This window comes from Streptococcus sp. HMSC10E12, from assembly GCF_001807855.1.
GTDB classification, from domain to species: domain Bacteria; phylum Bacillota; class Bacilli; order Lactobacillales; family Streptococcaceae; genus Streptococcus; species Streptococcus salivarius.
In genome coordinates this window covers 117,035-132,716 of record NZ_KV791089.1, presented here as the reverse complement: position 1 = coordinate 132,716, position 15,682 = coordinate 117,035, and the positions used below count along the sequence as shown (strand labels likewise).

General features: G+C 39.9%; 16 protein-coding genes. 14 read left to right on the top strand and 2 right to left on the bottom strand.

From position 1 onward, the window contains the following. The first annotated feature begins 47 nt into the window (after positions 1–47). The 13 genes from truB to HMPREF3112_RS05320 all read left to right on the top strand — a co-directional run bounded on the left by truB (position 48) and on the right by HMPREF3112_RS05320 (position 12,475). A complete protein-coding gene (gene truB, locus HMPREF3112_RS05380; protein ID WP_070438553.1) occupies positions 48–929 on the top strand; it encodes a tRNA pseudouridine(55) synthase TruB in 882 nt (293 codons plus the stop codon). Then, positions 926–1,837, top strand: a complete 912-nt coding sequence (locus HMPREF3112_RS05375) for a bifunctional riboflavin kinase/FAD synthetase (RefSeq protein WP_048790297.1) — start codon at positions 926–928, stop codon at positions 1,835–1,837. The genes truB and HMPREF3112_RS05375 overlap by 4 nt, the downstream gene beginning before the upstream one ends. Positions 1,838–1,906: 69 nt before the next feature. Then, positions 1,907–2,320, top strand: a complete 414-nt coding sequence (locus HMPREF3112_RS05370) for a Spx/MgsR family RNA polymerase-binding regulatory protein (RefSeq protein WP_002890965.1) — start codon at positions 1,907–1,909, stop codon at positions 2,318–2,320. Continuing rightward, positions 2,313–2,594: a UPF0223 family protein gene (locus HMPREF3112_RS05365; RefSeq protein ID WP_004182521.1), complete on the top strand. Its 282-nt coding sequence runs from the start codon at positions 2,313–2,315 to the stop codon at positions 2,592–2,594. Before HMPREF3112_RS05370 ends, HMPREF3112_RS05365 begins: the two co-directional genes overlap by 8 nt. Next, entirely contained in the window at positions 2,584–3,351 is a 768-nt protein-coding gene (locus HMPREF3112_RS05360; protein WP_048790298.1) for an inositol monophosphatase family protein, read from the top strand. Before HMPREF3112_RS05365 ends, HMPREF3112_RS05360 begins: the two co-directional genes overlap by 11 nt. A gap of 80 nt (positions 3,352–3,431) precedes the next feature. Then, the gene (locus HMPREF3112_RS05355) at positions 3,432–4,742 is read left to right on the top strand and encodes an RsmF rRNA methyltransferase first C-terminal domain-containing protein (RefSeq protein WP_070438551.1); all 1,311 of its coding nucleotides are present in this window, start codon (positions 3,432–3,434) and stop codon (positions 4,740–4,742) included. A gap of 125 nt (positions 4,743–4,867) precedes the next feature. Then, complete coding sequence (locus HMPREF3112_RS05350) at positions 4,868–5,743, top strand: phosphate ABC transporter substrate-binding protein PstS family protein (RefSeq protein WP_070438548.1); 876 nt, start codon at positions 4,868–4,870, stop codon at positions 5,741–5,743. Positions 5,744–5,745: 2 nt separating this feature from the next. Next, positions 5,746–6,660, top strand: a complete 915-nt coding sequence (gene pstC / locus HMPREF3112_RS05345; RefSeq protein WP_002885101.1) for a phosphate ABC transporter permease subunit PstC — start codon at positions 5,746–5,748, stop codon at positions 6,658–6,660. Further along, complete coding sequence (pstA, locus tag HMPREF3112_RS05340; RefSeq protein WP_022495957.1) at positions 6,650–7,534, top strand: phosphate ABC transporter permease PstA; 885 nt, start codon at positions 6,650–6,652, stop codon at positions 7,532–7,534. Before pstC ends, pstA begins: the two co-directional genes overlap by 11 nt. A gap of 10 nt (positions 7,535–7,544) precedes the next feature. Next, positions 7,545–8,348, top strand: a complete 804-nt coding sequence (gene pstB, locus HMPREF3112_RS05335) for a phosphate ABC transporter ATP-binding protein PstB (protein ID WP_003092580.1) — start codon at positions 7,545–7,547, stop codon at positions 8,346–8,348. Between the two features lie 12 nt (positions 8,349–8,360). Continuing rightward, positions 8,361–9,119, top strand: a complete 759-nt coding sequence (gene pstB, locus HMPREF3112_RS05330) for a phosphate ABC transporter ATP-binding protein PstB (RefSeq protein WP_002884992.1) — start codon at positions 8,361–8,363, stop codon at positions 9,117–9,119. A gap of 28 nt (positions 9,120–9,147) precedes the next feature. After that, on the top strand, positions 9,148–9,801 hold the full coding sequence (phoU, locus tag HMPREF3112_RS05325; RefSeq protein WP_021146873.1) for a phosphate signaling complex protein PhoU: 654 nt from the start codon (positions 9,148–9,150) through the stop codon (positions 9,799–9,801). A gap of 133 nt (positions 9,802–9,934) precedes the next feature. Further along, positions 9,935–12,475 carry a M1 family metallopeptidase gene (locus HMPREF3112_RS05320; RefSeq protein ID WP_070438545.1) on the top strand — a complete coding sequence of 847 codons (2,541 nt, stop codon included), beginning with the start codon at positions 9,935–9,937 and terminating at the stop codon, positions 12,473–12,475. Between the two features lie 162 nt (positions 12,476–12,637). Here HMPREF3112_RS05320 and xerS read toward each other — a convergent pair whose 3' ends face one another. Both xerS and HMPREF3112_RS05310 read right to left on the bottom strand, forming a co-directional pair. Continuing rightward, positions 12,638–13,708, bottom strand: a complete 1,071-nt coding sequence (gene xerS, locus HMPREF3112_RS05315; RefSeq protein WP_070438542.1) for a tyrosine recombinase XerS — start codon at positions 13,706–13,708, stop codon at positions 12,638–12,640. Between the two features lie 286 nt (positions 13,709–13,994). After that, positions 13,995–14,984: a lipoate--protein ligase gene (locus HMPREF3112_RS05310; RefSeq protein ID WP_048675812.1), complete on the bottom strand. Its 990-nt coding sequence runs from the start codon at positions 14,982–14,984 to the stop codon at positions 13,995–13,997. Between the two features lie 134 nt (positions 14,985–15,118). Here HMPREF3112_RS05310 and HMPREF3112_RS10975 point away from each other — a divergent pair, with 134 nt between their 5' ends. Then, the gene (locus tag HMPREF3112_RS10975; protein ID WP_256262665.1) at positions 15,119–15,583 is read left to right on the top strand and encodes a hypothetical protein; all 465 of its coding nucleotides are present in this window, start codon (positions 15,119–15,121) and stop codon (positions 15,581–15,583) included. The last annotated feature ends 99 nt before the right edge of the window (positions 15,584–15,682 follow it).

Below are 15,682 nucleotides of genomic sequence, written 5' to 3'. Positions count from 1 at the left end.
ATGTTTCTACCTAGCTCTTTAGGATTGCTTTTGATATAATTAAAAGTATGATTTCAGGAATTATTAATCTAAAAAAAGAGGCTGGAATGACCAGTCATGATGCTGTATTTAAACTACGCAAAATATTACAAGAGAAAAAAATCGGACATGGAGGTACCCTTGATCCAGATGTTACTGGTGTTTTACCTATAGCGATTGGAAAAGCGACTCGTGTTATTGAGTACATGACTGAAGCAGGAAAGGTCTACGAGGGAGAAATTACCATTGGATTTTCAACAACTACCGAGGATGCTAGTGGAGATGTCGTTCAAACAACTCCGGTTACAGAGTTAGATGAAGAAACCGTCGATATGGTAATGGCTAGTTTTGTAGGAGAAATCACACAAATTCCTCCTATGTATTCAGCGGTTAAGGTCAACGGAAAGAAACTTTATGAGTACGCACGCGCTGGAGAAGAAGTAGAGCGTCCACAACGTCAAGTGACAATTTCCGAATTTGTCCGTACCTCTCCTATTGAATTGGAAAACAATACCGCAAAATTCACCTTCCGTGTTGCTTGTAGCAAGGGGACTTATGTCCGTACTTTATCTGTCGATTTGGGTGCTAAGCTCGGCTACGCAAGTCATATGTCTGCTCTTCGTCGAACAGCCTCAGCTGGTCTAACATTAGATAAGGCACTAACGCTTTCACAAATCTCAGAAATGGTAGAAGCAGGGGATACCTCCTTCCTCCTTCCCATCGAATTTGGTGTTCAGGATTTGCCAGCAGTACAAGTCACAGCAGATGATGCAAAAGAAATCTCATTTGGTCGTTTTATTGCTATTGATAGCCAAGAACCCTTAGTTGCGGCCTTTTTAGGAGACAAGGTTCTAGCCATCATGGAAAAGCGAAATCAAGTTTATAAACCTAGAAAAGTATTAAGTCAATGAAAATAACTTCTATTAACGATTATAAAGATATCCATCAGGACAAGGAAACGGTCCTTGTCTTAGGGTATTTCGATGCTCTTCACCGTGGTCATAAGGTCCTTTTTGATAAGGCGCGCCAGATTGCTGATGAAAAACAGCTTGAAGTAGCTGTCCTTACCTTTAATGAGAGTCCTCAATTGACTTTTCAAAGGTATACAGATGATCTCCTCCTTCATATCACAGCACCTCAGAGACGTTGTGATCTTTTTGAAGCCTATGGCACTGATCAGCTTTATTTAACAGATTTCAATAGTGATTTTGCTCGAACAAGTTCAGACGATTTCATTGCTCGTTATATTAAACGTCTAAAAGCCCAAGAGGTTGTTGTGGGCTTTGATTACAAATTTGGACATCATCGAACAGATGCGGACTATCTAGCCCGTAATTTTTCTGGTAATGTTCATGTCATTGAGGAGCAACAAAGCGATGGTGAAAAGATTTCGTCAACACGTGTGCGTCAATTAATACGAGAAGGCAAGGTTAAAGAAGCCAATAAACTCCTTGGCCATGAATTCTCTACACGTGGCATCGTGGTGCATGGTGATGCCCGTGGACGTACCATTGGTTTTCCAACAGCAAATTTAGCACCTATTGATAGGACTTTTCTACCAGCTGATGGTGTCTACGTCGCCGATGTTGTAATTGATGGCAAACGTTATCGTTCCATGACTAGCCTAGGAAAAAACGTTACCTTTGGGGGGACAGAACTCCGTCTTGAAGCCAATATCTTTGATTTTGAAGGCGATATTTATGGAAAGACAATTGAAGTTTTTTGGCTGGATTATATCCGTGATATGATTAAGTTCAATAATATCGATGAACTATGTGCTCAACTGGAGGCTGATAAAAAAATCGCGGAAAAATTTTAAGAAAGCGTAGCCAAAACTAATCAAATAATGTATAATGATTAGGAATGTTAAAGTGAAAGGGGTGTTTGCGTGGTAACTTTATTTTTATCGCCTAGCTGCACCAGCTGTAGGAAAGCAAGAGCCTGGTTGACCAATCATGAAGTTGCTTTTGACGAACACAATATTATCACGAGCCCATTAACTCACGATGAGTTAATGAAGATTTTGTCTTACACGGAAAATGGTACTGAAGATATCATTTCAACTCGTTCAAAAGTCTTTCAGAAGCTGAATATCGATGTGGATGATTTGACCATCAAGGAACTCATTCAATTGATTTCTGAATACCCAAATCTTCTTCGTCGACCTATCATTATGGACACCAAACGCATGCAAATTGGTTTCAACGAAGATGAAATTCGTGCCTTTTTGCCTCGTGATTATAGAAAGCAAGAATTGCGCCAAGCGACCATTCGAGCTGAAATTGAGGGTAACAATGACTAAAGGAAATTATTCCTACCCACTCGATCCATCATGGAGCACTGAGGAAATTACCACAGTGCTTCATTTTTTGAGTCAGGTAGAAAAAGCATACGAGAGCAAGGTTGACCGTGACCAACTCTTGCAAGCTTATAAGGCATTTAAAACCGTTGTTCCAGGCAAAGCGCCTGAAAAACAACTAGACAAGGCCTTTGAAGAAGCTAGCGGTTTTTCAACCTATCAAGCTGTCAAAGCTGCTAAAGCAAAAGATAAAGGATTTGTATCACTTGGAAAATAAACTGATTTTCGCCAAAGAAATCATCAAAGAAGCCGGTGCTTTTATTAAAGAAAGTTTAAGTAAAACTATAACGGTCGAAGAAAAGACGGCTTATGATGATTTAGTAACTAATATTGACAAACAAACACAAGATTTACTCGTGGCACGTATTAAATCCTCCTTCCCTTCAGACAATATTTTCGCTGAAGAAAATGGCTTGGTTCATAATATCAAAGATGGAAATGTCTGGGTCTTGGATCCTATTGATGGAACGGTCAATTTTATTGTCCAACAAGATAATTTTTGTGTTATGATTGCCTACTATGAAGAGGGGCAAGGAAAATTTGGCCTCATTTATAACGTCATGGCTGATCAACTTTTCTATGGTGGTGGCCAGTTTGATGTGTATTGTAATGACAAGTTGCTTCCAGCATATAAAAACCGACCTTTAGACCGTTGCCTAGTCGCTAGCAATGGAGCTATGTATGCTAAAAATTTTCACGGCTTAAAAGACCTTATTGATAAGACCTTGGGCGTTCGTGTCTACGGTGGTGCTGGTTTAAGCATGTCAAAAGTCCTATCTGGTCAAATTTTAGCTTACTTTTCAGTAATTTACCCATGGGACTATGCCGCAGCAAGTATTATGGGAGAAAAATTGGGTTATCACCTTGAGACCATTACTGGAGAACCACTGGATTATTCTAGTCGTCAAGCTGTGATGCTTGTCCCTAAAGACAGACTTGAAGAAATCAAGCATATTATGGGCTCAGAAAATTAATTTGAAACATAAAACCATACTGGACAAATCAGAACAGCAAGTTCTCTTGGTTAGTCCAGTTTTTTGATAGAAAGGAAACTATGCAATTTCCATCAGACTTTATAGAAAAATATAATAACCTCCTTAGAGATGAAGCTGAGGACTTCTTTGCATCTTTTGATCAAGAAGCCGTATCCGCCTACCGTACCAACCCTTTGAAAAAGCAACAGAAGGACTTTCCTGATGTTATCCCTGAAACACCTTGGGGCCATTACGGTAAAATTTCCGGAAAATCTGCCGATCATGCAACTGGTTTGGTATATTCTCAGGAACCAGCTGCTCAAATGGTTGCTCAAGTAGCAGCTCCTGCCAAGAGAAGTCGTGTCTTAGACTTGGCAGCTGCTCCAGGCGGAAAGTCTACTCATCTTCTTAGTTACCTAGATAATACAGGACTGTTGGTCAGCAATGAAATCAATCCAAAGCGTAGCAAAATTCTGGTTGAAAACATTGAGCGTTTTGGAGCGAGAAATGTTATTGTGACAAATACGTCAGCTGATAAACTAGCCAAAGTTTTCAAAAATTATTTTGATACGATTGTCTTTGATGGACCATGTTCTGGAGAAGGAATGTTTCGTAAGGATCCTGATGCAATCCAATATTGGCATAAGGAGTATCCTAGTGAACTGGCACAATTGCAGAAGGATATATTGTCAGACGGTTTGAAGATGCTCGCTCCTGGTGGACAATTGGTCTACTCAACTTGTACCTGGTCTCCTGAGGAAAACGAAGGGGTTGTCGCTTGGATTTTAGAAAATTACCCTGATCTTGAATTGGTGGAAATCCCTAAATGGAATGGCATGAGCGATGGGATTGATTTTCCAGAAACAGCTCGAATGTATCCGCATCATTTCAAAGGTGAAGGTCAGTTTGTGGCAAAATTCCAGGATAAGCGCATCCCTGAGCAGATTCGTATCAAAGAAGGAAAATCTAACCTAAACAAGGAGCAGAAGCAACTTTGGGAAGATTTTGCAAAGAAACACCTTAAGACTGATCTAGATGGTTTACTCCAAGTTTTTGGGGACAATCTCTATCTGCTTCCTAAGGGACTTCCAGATCTTTCTAAAGTTAAAATTGCTCGTAATGGTTTGCATCTTGGTGTCTTCAAGAAAAAACGTTTCGAACCAAGTTTTGCGCTTGGAATTGCGTTAACCTCTGATGAAGTTGTTTCAAGTATAGAGCTAACTCAAGACCAGTTTGCCCAATATGTTTCTGGTAATGTGGTCACTCTAGATCAAGCGCAACCAAACGGTTGGTATCAGCTTTTAGTGGATGGCAATGGATTTGGATTTGCCAAAATCGTTGGAAACACGGTTAAAAACTACTATCCTAAGGGATTAAGATTCCATATATAAGAGCCTGTAATCAAACTTTAATATGACTTAATTATCTTATACTTGGTATAATTAGATAGATGTCTTTTTACAGCATATATATGAGACACTATCTTACTTAAGTTACAAAATGTCGGAGGACAAAAATGAAAAAAACAAAAGTCCTTGCAGTGATTATGTCACTGGCAATGGCCATGCTAGTCTTAACTGGCTGTGCTTCTTGGATTGACCGTGGCCAGTCCATTACAGCAGTTGGTTCTACGGCCCTTCAACCCTTAGTGGAGGCGGCAGCAGATGGGTTCGCTGAAAAGAACCCTGAGAATATCGTTAACGTCCAAGGTGGCGGTTCTGGTACTGGACTTTCTCAAGTACAATCCGGTGCCGTTCAAATTGGGAACAGTGACCTTTTTGCCGAGGAAAAATCTGGAATTGATGCCAGTAAGCTTGTTGACTATCAAGTTGCCGTTGCTGGAATTGCAGTGATTACAAATAAAGAAGTCTCTGTCGATAACCTGACAACCGAACAACTTCGCAAGATTTTCACTGGGGAAATCACAAACTGGAAACAGCTTGGTGGTAAAGACCTTGAGATCACTATTATTAACCGTGCAGCCAGCTCAGGATCACGCGCAACTTTCGATGCAGTGATTATGGACGGTAAATCACCAATCCGTACCCAAGAGCAAGATTCTAATGGTATGGTTAAGTCAATCGTTGCTCAGACACCAGGTGCTATTTCCTACCTATCATTTGCCTACCTTGATGATTCTGTTAAAACATTGAAGTTAAATGGATTTGAACCAAAAGCTGAAAATGTTGCAACTAACGATTGGCCGATTTGGTCTTACGAGCATATGTATACCAAGGGAAAACCAGATAGCTATACCAAACAATTCTTAGATTACATGATGAGCGACGAAGTCCAAGAAAACGTCGTCGCAAAAATGGGTTACATTTCCATCCATAGCATGAAAGTTACAAAGGATGCTGATGGTAAAGTCTCAAAGAAGAGTGAGGAGTAAGCATGAAAAATGAAGAATTGGTGAAACAATTAACATCACCCTCTAAAAATTCACGCCTCGAGAAGTTTGGTAAAACAATCACTTTCCTTTGCCTAGCTTTGATTGTTTTTATCGTAGCCATGATTTTACTTTTCGTTGCTCAAAAAGGGCTGGCGACTTTCTTTGTTAATAAAGTTAGCTTGATCGAGTTTCTCTTTAGTGGCGATTGGTCGCCATCTGAAGGCAAGTTCGGAGCTCTTCCAATGATTTTGGGATCATTCGTAGTTACCTTGCTCTCAGCTTTGGTAGCAACGCCATTTGCCATTGGAGCAGCCATCTTTATGACTGAAATTTCTCCGAAAGGGGCTAAATTCCTACAACCAGCTATTGAACTTTTGGTGGGGATTCCATCTGTTGTTTATGGATTTATTGGTCTCCAAGTCGTGGTTCCATTTGTTCGCTTAATTTTTGGTGGCACAGGTTTTGGTATTCTTTCAGGTACCTTTGTCTTGTTCGTCATGATTTTACCAACCGTAACCTTTATGACAACAGATACGCTTCGTGCAGTGCCTCGTCACTACCGTGAAGCTAGTCTTGCCATGGGGGCTACACGCTGGCAAACGATTTGGCGTGTGACACTTAACGCGGCTAAACCAGGTATTTTCACGGCCGTTATCTTTGGTATGGCCCGTGCCTTTGGTGAGGCTCTTGCCATCCAAATGGTTGTCGGAAATTCCGCAGTGATTCCAACTTCTTTAACAACACCAGCAGCAACATTGACATCTGTCTTGACTATGGGAATCGGAAATACAGTCATGGGTACTGTTTCAAACAATGTCCTTTGGTCTCTCGCCTTGGTGCTCTTATTGATGAGTCTTGGTTTCAATATGTTGGTGAAATTCATTACCCGTGAGAGAAAGAGAAATTATGAACGCTAAAAAAATTGATAAAATTGCCATTGGCACACTCTATGTGATTGCTGGCATTATTGTAACAATCCTGGCAGCCTTGATTCTCTATATCTTGGTTCGCGGGATACCACATATCAGCTGGTCATTCTTGACTAGTCGATCATCATCTTACAAAGCTGGTGGAGGAATTGGGGTTCAACTCTACAATTCATTCTTCCTTTTGGTTATTACCCTGATTATTTCTGTGCCTCTTTCTATGGGAGCTGGAATTTTCTTATCAGAATATGCAAAAAAAGGACGACTTACCAACTTTGTTCGTACCTGTATTGAAATCCTTTCTTCACTACCTTCAGTGGTTGTCGGACTCTTTGGTTATTTGATTTTCGTTGTCCAATTCCAGTATGGATTTTCAATCCTATCTGGTGCCTTGGCTTTAACGGTCTTTAACCTACCACAAATGACTCGTACGGTTGAAGATAGTTTGCGAACCGTCCACCATACCCAACGTGAAGCTGGGCTAGCTCTAGGCTTGTCTCGATGGGAAACAATCTTACACGTTGTGGTTCCAGAGGCATTGCCTGGTATTGTTACTGGTATCGTTCTTGCTTCTGGCCGTATTTTCGGGGAAGCAGCAGCGCTTATCTATACAGCAGGTCAGTCTGCTCCAGCACTAAACTGGAGCGACTGGAATCCGCTTAGTATCTCTAGTCCAATCTCAATTTTCCGCCAAGCAGAAACACTAGCTGTTCACATCTGGAAGGTCAACTCAGAAGGTACGACACCTGACGCCACTGCAGTATCTGCTGGTTCAGCAGCAGTACTCTTGATTTTCATTTTGATTTTCAACTTTGGTGCACGTCGTTTGGGAGCTTACCTCCATAAGAAATTAACATCCGCTTAAAGGAGTTATCATGACAAAATACAATTGGGACGAGCGTCATATTATCACCTTCCCAGAGAAGGAGCTCGCTCTTGAAACAAAGGACTTGCATGTCTATTATGGTCAAAAAGAAGCCATCAAAGGCATCGACATGCAATTCGAGAAAAATAAAATCACGGCTCTTATTGGGCCTTCAGGATGCGGAAAGTCAACCTTTCTTCGTAGCCTAAACCGAATGAATGATACGATTGATATTGCTAAGGTTACTGGACAAATCCTTTATCAAGGTGTCGATGTCAATGCAAGTAATATCAATGTTTATGAAATGCGTAAACATATTGGAATGGTTTTCCAACGTCCAAATCCATTTGCCAAGTCTATCTACAGAAACATTACCTTTGCTCACGAACGTAAAGGCGTAAGAGATAAGCAAACTTTGGACGAGATTGTTGAGACATCGCTTAAGCAAGCAGGTCTGTGGGATCAGGTTAAAGATGATCTTCATAAATCTGCCTTTACGCTATCAGGTGGTCAGCAGCAACGTCTTTGTATTGCAAGAGCTATTGCCGTGAAACCACAGATTCTCCTCATGGACGAACCTGCAGCTTCATTGGATCCTGTAGCTACTATGCAGCTAGAAGAGACTATGTTTGAACTTAAGGAAGATTACTCTATTATCATCGTGACGCACAATATGCAGCAGGCAGCGCGTGCTAGTGATTATACAGCATTCTTCTACCTTGGTGATCTTATCGAATATGATGAGACTAAGAAAATCTTCCAAGATGCTGCCCTACAGTCAACTAATGACTATGTATCAGGACGTTTTGGATAGAAAGGAGCACTTATGACTGAACCAATCATTTCAATCAATGATTTATCGGTGTATTTCAATAAGAAAAAAGCCCTCAATAATGTGACAATGGATTTCTATCCAAATGAAATCACAGCCCTTATCGGACCTTCAGGATCGGGAAAATCAACCTTGCTCCGCTCTATCAACCGAATGGGAGATCTAAACCCCGAATGGACACTTACTGGTGCTGTTTCCTACAATGGTCACAACGTCTACAGTCCTCGAACAGACACCGTTGAGCTCCGTAAAGAAATCGGAATGGTCTTCCAACAACCCAATCCTTTTCCAATGTCTATCTATGAAAACGTGGTTTATGGGCTTCGTATCAATGGTATCAAAGATAAGGCTGTCCTTGACAAAGCAGTAGAAGAGTCACTAAAAGGTGCTTCAATCTGGGAAGAAGTCAAAGACCGTCTCCATGACTCAGCACTTGGACTTTCAGGAGGGCAACAACAACGTGTCTGTATTGCACGGGTTCTTGCCACGTCTCCAAAGGTTATCCTTCTTGACGAACCAACGTCTGCCCTCGACCCTATCTCCGCTGGTAAGATTGAGGAGACCCTATATAACCTTAAAGACCAATATACCTTGCTATTAGTCACACGTTCTATGCAACAGGCAAGCCGTATCTCACAACGAACAGCCTTTTTCCTCGATGGAGAACTCATTGAGTATTCATCAACAAAAGACATGTTCCTAAATCCACAACATAAAGAAACAGAAGATTATATTACCGGTAAATTCGGTTAAGAAAGGACAGATTACTAAAACAATTATGATGTTACGAACACCCTTCGAAGAAGAATTAGAAAAACTCCACAACCAATTTTACGCTATGGGAACAGAGGTTGCAGCTCAGCTTAAGAAAGCTGTACGTGCCTTTATCAGCCATGACCGTGATTTGGCTAAGGAAGTCATTGAAAATGACGAAATCGTCAATAACTACGAAACCAAACTTGAGAAAAAATCGCTTGAAATTATCGCTCTTCAGCAACCTGTATCAAGTGATTTGCGAACAGTTATCACAGCCCTCAAAGCATCTAGTGACGTTGAACGCATGGGTGACCATGCCGTTGCTATTGCTCAAGCAACTATCCGCATTAAAGGTGAGGAACGCCTAACTGAAATTGAAGCTGAAATCAAGAAAATGGGGAAAGCAGTTCGCCACATGGTCGAAGATGCTCTAGATGTTTACTTGAACAGTGACGAAAAACGCGCTTATGAAATCGCAGCTTCAGATGAAATCATTGATAACTATTTCCGTGATATTCAAGCCATGACAGTAGAAGGTGTTCGCAAGAATCCTGATGCTGCCTTCGCTGCCAAAGAATATTTCCAAGTCCTTATGTATTTGGAACGTATTGGTGACTATGCCCGCAATCTCTGCGAGTGGGTTGTCTACCTCAAATCTGGGAAAATCATTGAACTGTAGGCAAAGCTTACAATCTATGTTATAATGGGTCTGTATTGAATAATTCAGACTCTTTTCTTTTGCAAAAGCGTCTGATATCGAAACATTTGTCAGTCTGTTTCGATACGAAAAGTTAGATTAGGAGTATATACGTATGACAGCATCTGTTGCTCGTTTTATCGAAAGTTTCATCCCTGAAAACTACAATCTTTTCTTGGACATTAATCGTTCTGAAAAGACCTTTACAGGGAATGTTGCCATTACAGGTGAAGCCCTTGATAACCACATCTCTCTTCACCAAAAAGACCTTACCATTAGTTCCGTTCTCTTGGATAATGAATCGTTAAACTTCCAAATGGATGATGCTAACGAAGCCTTCCATATTGAACTTCCAGAGACCGGTGTTTTGACGCTTGTCATTGAATTCTCTGGTCGTATTACAGATAATATGACAGGGATTTACCCATCATATTACACCTACAATGGTGAGAAAAAAGAAATTATTTCAACGCAGTTTGAATCTCATTTTGCGCGTGAAGCCTTCCCATCAGTTGATGAACCAGAAGCCAAAGCTACTTTTGATTTCTCATTGAAATTTGATGCCGAAGAAGGCGATATCGCTTTGTCAAATATGCCTGAAATCAATAGCCATCTACGTGAAGAAACTGGGGTTTGGACATTTGAGACAACCCCTCGTATGTCAACATACCTCCTTGCCTTTGGTTTTGGAGCTCTTCAAGGTAAGACTGCGAAAACACAAAACGGAACTGAAGTTGGTGTCTTCGCTACAGTTGCACAAGCTGAAAACAGCGTTGACTTTGCCCTTGATATTGCCGTTCGTGTCATTGATTTCTACGAAGACTACTTCCAAGTCAAATATCCTATCCCATTGTCATACCATCTGGCTCTTCCTGACTTCTCAGCAGGTGCCATGGAAAACTGGGGACTTGTTACCTATCGTGAAGTTTATCTACTAGTAGACGAAAATAGCTCAGCTGCAAGTCGTCAACAAGTAGCTCTTGTGGTTGCCCACGAATTGGCTCACCAATGGTTCGGTAACCTTGTAACGATGAAATGGTGGGATGATCTCTGGCTCAACGAAAGCTTTGCCAATATGATGGAGTATGTTTCAGTAGATGCCATTGAACCTAGCTGGAACATCTTTGAAGACTTCCAAACAACTGGTGTGCCTCATGCCCTCCAGCGTGATGCTACAGATGGTGTTCAGTCAGTCCACATGGAAGTTAATCACCCAGATGAGATTAATACCCTCTTTGATAGTGCTATCGTTTATGCTAAGGGTAGCCGTCTCATGCATATGCTTCGCCGTTGGTTAGGCGATGAAGCCTTTGCCAAAGGACTTAAAGCTTACTTCGAAAAACACCAGTACAACAACACTATTGGACGTGACCTCTGGAATGCACTCTCTGATGCTTCTGGTAAAGATGTCTCTAGTTTCATGGATACTTGGTTGGAGCAACCAGGTTACCCTGTTGTTAGTGCAGAAGTTGTTGATGACACTCTTATTCTTAGTCAAAAACAATTCTTCATTGGTGAACATGAAGATAAAGGGCGTCTTTGGGAAATTCCATTGAACACAAATTGGAAAGGACTCCCAGACACACTCTCAGAAGAGCGTATTGAGATTCCAAATTATAGCCAGCTTGCTGCTGAAAATAAAGGAGCTCTTCGCCTTAATACAGCAAATACGGCACATTACATCACAGACTACCAAGGACAACTCTTGGACCAACTCTTAGAGGAATTTGCTAACCTTGATACGGTAAGTAAACTTCAAATCTTACAAGAACGTCGTCTTCTTGCTGAAAGTGGCCGTATCTCCTACGCAAGCCTAGTGGCTCTTCTTGATCTTGTCGAAAAAGAAGAAAGCTTCTTGATTGCACAAGCTAAGTCTCAAATCCTCGCTGGTTTGAAACGCTTTATCGATGAGGATACAGAAGCAGAAGTGCACTACAAGGCTTTGGTACGCCGTCAATTCCAAAACGACTTTGAACGCCTTGGTTTCGATGCCAAAGATGGTGAATCTGATGAAGATGAAATGGTCCGCCAAACAGCCCTTAGCTACTTGATCCAAGCAGACTATCAACCAGCGGTCCTTGCAGCTGCAAGTGTTTTCCAAGCTCATAAAGAAAACATCGAAAGCATCCCAGCAAGTGTCCGTGGACTCGTTCTCATTAATCAAATGAAACAAGAAAACAGTCTTACTCTTGTTGAAGATTATGTCAATGCTTACGTAGCAACAAACGACAGTAACTTCCGTCGCCAATTGACTCAAGCAGTTTCATATCTTAAAAACCAAGAAGGCCTTGACTTTGTCCTAGGTCAGCTTAAAGACAAACATGTTGTTAAACCTCAAGACTTGTATCTCTGGTATATGAACTTCCTCAACAAATCATTTGCTCAAGAAAGCGTTTGGAACTGGGCAAAAGATAATTGGGATTGGATTAAGGCAGCCCTTGGTGGCGATATGAGCTTTGATAGCTTTGTTAATATCCCAGCAGGAATCTTTAAAACACAAGAACGTCTTGATCAATATATTGCATTCTTTGAGCCACAAACAAGTGATAAAGCCTTGGAACGTAATATCTTAATGGGAATTAAGACAATTGCTGCACGAGTAAACTTGATTGAAAAAGAAAAAGCAGCCGTTGAATCTGCTCTTAAAGATTATTAATAAGAAAAACAAGCTTTCCGTCAAGGAGAGTTTGTTTTTTGTGTATGATAGTTTACATAAATATAGTTATGTGTTTAAAGGAGTAACAAAATAGATGTAGCATAATTAAATTTATGTAAAATAAAAACAACCACTCCAAATAGGAATGGTTGGGATAGCTAATTATAAATTGTCTAGAGCATTTTTTTGTTCATCATTAACAATATGCGTATATAGATCGGTAACCTGAGTGGAAGCATGGCCAAGTTGGTGACTCACTAAAACTTGAGACTTGGTAGCATCATAAAGGCGTGTTGCCAGAGTATGTCGAAGCTTGTGGGGAGTCACACGAATTTTGAAATCCTGAGAATATTTGGCAACCATCTTTTCGATACTTGAAGCATCAATACGGTTTGGAACCCCTCGATATTCCGTTAAAAAGAGGGCAACATCTTGCTTTTCAGCCTTATAGCGTTTATCACGTATACTGAGATAAGTTTCAAGATAGGGCTTTGCAAAACTTGCTACATTAACTGAGTCCCGTTTGCCACCTTTTCGAGTGACGTCGATGACCATCATTTTTAGATTGATATCTTTAAGGTCCAGATTAACAGCTTCAGAGAGTCGAACACCTGAAGCCAGTAGCAAGGCAATGATAGCCAAATCACGTTCTTTATTCTTATAAAACGAGGATTTGGCGCGATTTGAGAGCTTGACTTCGTATTCATTTTCTACATAATCAAGAAATTCCATGGTTTCATCACCAAGAAAGAGTTTCTGTTTGATATTCTCAGCACGTGCAGCTAAGGTTTCTTTCTTTTTCTTAGTAGAAACTTTTTTCATGACGTTACGATAGAAATATGGCTCACCGTCAGGACCCTCGACCTCCTCGGTTAAATACTTATAGAGACTAGATAGAGCTGAAAGTGTGCGATTAATGGTCGTTTGAGAGACACCTTGTTTCTTGGAATAGGTATTCAAAGATGGACGTTCACGTAGATAAAGGACAAATGACTCCATATCTTTTTTAGTTAGATTTTCCAAGGTTTTGATGTCAATTGAGGCAATATCATCAGCATCTGAAATACCTGAGTCAATCAACCAGTCAAAAAAGCGTTTATATTCCTTAAGGTATTCGTATAAGGTCGTAAAAGAATAAGATACCGATAGTTTAGACTGATAATACTCCAGAACAAACCAAGGCATTAGAGATTTGTATTCTTCAATTTTTTCGAGTAAGAGTTCACGTTTCATTTGTTTTTTCTCCAATGTTACTTAATAGAAGTATATCATACCCTTATCTTTCTTTCAAGAAAATTACAGTTTTTCGGAAAGATGTTATAAGATGTTTTTCACTTAGCGGCTTTATAGGTTTACTATTCAGATATACACAACACCACACTAAATCAATCATAAACCAATTTTTGAAAATATCTTTATTGTTCTTTGACTTTGAAAAATCTTTATAACGTATTTTTTACTTATAGAATTTTTCCCAAGAAAAAACAACCTGGAGTTTTCCAGATTGTTCAAACAATGATTAAGCTACGATAGCTTTTGCAACCTCCTCGGTTGTCATACGTGAGAAATAATGTGTTGTGTCAATGGTTTTAAGTTTAGCCAAGACATCTTCGTACTCGTAAGGTACACCGACCAGCAACTCTTCAATATCAGATACATCCCCGATACCAAAGAAATCTCCGTAAATCTTAACGGATTTAATAATTGAATTCTCAACATTGGCGTAAGTTGAGATCTTACCAGCTGGGTAACGAACGTTACGCTCTACTGTGTATTCTGGTGATTGACCGTATGTCCAGTCCCAAGTATTGAATTGCTTCTCATAAGACTCTTGGATTTTAGCTAATTCATCCTCAGAAAGGACGTATTCAGTCATATCAGGGTAAAATTCCTTCATTTTTTCCAAGATCTTATCTGAGAATTCATTTACAGTGATTTTTTCTGGCAATTCGTCTACGATGTTTGTCACACGAGCACGTACAGATTTAACACCTTTTGATTCAATTTTGTCTTTGCTGACTTTGAGGGCTTGGCCAAGAACGGACATATCAACGTCAAAGAGCAAGCAACCATGGTGCATCATACGCCCTTTATAGTATGCTTGAGCATTTCCACAGAACTTTTTACCATCGATTTCAAGGTCATTACGGCCAGTAAACTCAGCCTTAACTCCCAAATCAGCAAGTGTTGCGATTACAGGTTGAGAGAAAGTCTTAAAGTCAAATGCCCCTTCATCTGCCTTATTAGAGATGATAGTATAGTTGAGGTTATTCAAATCGTGATAAACAGCGCCACCACCAGACAAACGACGAACGACCTTAATACCATGAGCATCTGTATATTCTTTGTTAATCTCTTGAATGGTATTTTGGTGTTTACCAACAATGATAGCTGGACGGTTAATCCAAAGAATGAACAGTTCATCTTCATTCACCAATTCACGAAAGGCATAGGCTTCCAAGGCAATATTATAGGCAGGATCATTTGATGTGTTTACAATATATTTCATGAGGTCTCCTCTTGTAATGTGATACTTATATTATAAAGTAAAACGGTGACAAAGTACACGAAGACGCCTTAGGTATAAGGATTTTCATGATATAATAGTAAAAAATAGATGGTGTCAGTGAGTACCACTTTCAGATGAAAAATCCTAAATCAGGAAAAATGCAAAGCTATATTATCTACGGAAATGAAGGAGACATCCCACTCTGGGATTGGCAGGCTCCCTTTGTTACCTTTGATAAGGATTTTGCTAACAAAGAAAGAATTCAGGAATTCTTCGATAACTACGAAATTAGAGAGTATGGAAATTATTGGAATGGCATCTACCATATACAATTCCCTCACTTAAATTCATTTAGAGGTGACAGGTACAACTTTTATAAAATGGCCTTTTACTCAGATGAATTTACAAATTTTCCACTAAGCCTCGATTTAACAGGGAAGAGCGAGGATTTTAAGATTACCATTACAGATTCTTACTTACAAGAAGAATCCAGAAATGCAAAAAATGAAATCCATTATCTAAAATACACAACATCTAAAACTTATGATTCATCAAATAAAGAAGCCTATATGAATGATATACTGAATTATCACTCATAGGTAACATAACATTATTTATGTAAATACAGCTAATTTATCTATAGGCTGTTTTTTTCATGCAAAAAAACAAGACCATTTCTGATCTTGTTTTCCTTCTAT

Excerpts from the sequence above, each read along its gene's own strand:
- HMPREF3112_RS05320 (WP_070438545.1), top strand. The coding sequence starts at position 9,935 with ATGACAGCATCTGTTGCTCGTTTTATCGAAAGTTTCATCCCTGAAAAC.
- pstB (WP_002884992.1), top strand. The coding sequence starts at position 8,361 with ATGACTGAACCAATCATTTCAATCAATGATTTATCGGTGTATTTCAAT.
- pstB (WP_003092580.1), top strand. The coding sequence starts at position 7,545 with ATGACAAAATACAATTGGGACGAGCGTCATATTATCACCTTCCCAGAG.
- HMPREF3112_RS05310 (WP_048675812.1), bottom strand. The coding sequence starts at position 14,984 with ATGAAATATATTGTAAACACATCAAATGATCCTGCCTATAATATTGCC.
- HMPREF3112_RS05365 (WP_004182521.1), top strand. The coding sequence starts at position 2,313 with ATGACTAAAGGAAATTATTCCTACCCACTCGATCCATCATGGAGCACT.
- phoU (WP_021146873.1), top strand. The coding sequence starts at position 9,148 with ATGTTACGAACACCCTTCGAAGAAGAATTAGAAAAACTCCACAACCAA.
- truB (WP_070438553.1), top strand. The coding sequence starts at position 48 with ATGATTTCAGGAATTATTAATCTAAAAAAAGAGGCTGGAATGACCAGT.
- HMPREF3112_RS10975 (WP_256262665.1), top strand. The coding sequence starts at position 15,119 with ATGAAAAATCCTAAATCAGGAAAAATGCAAAGCTATATTATCTACGGA.
- HMPREF3112_RS05350 (WP_070438548.1), top strand. The coding sequence starts at position 4,868 with ATGAAAAAAACAAAAGTCCTTGCAGTGATTATGTCACTGGCAATGGCC.
- pstA (WP_022495957.1), top strand. The coding sequence starts at position 6,650 with ATGAACGCTAAAAAAATTGATAAAATTGCCATTGGCACACTCTATGTG.
- xerS (WP_070438542.1), bottom strand. The coding sequence starts at position 13,708 with ATGAAACGTGAACTCTTACTCGAAAAAATTGAAGAATACAAATCTCTA.
- pstC (WP_002885101.1), top strand. The coding sequence starts at position 5,746 with ATGAAAAATGAAGAATTGGTGAAACAATTAACATCACCCTCTAAAAAT.
- HMPREF3112_RS05375 (WP_048790297.1), top strand. The coding sequence starts at position 926 with ATGAAAATAACTTCTATTAACGATTATAAAGATATCCATCAGGACAAG.
- HMPREF3112_RS05355 (WP_070438551.1), top strand. The coding sequence starts at position 3,432 with ATGCAATTTCCATCAGACTTTATAGAAAAATATAATAACCTCCTTAGA.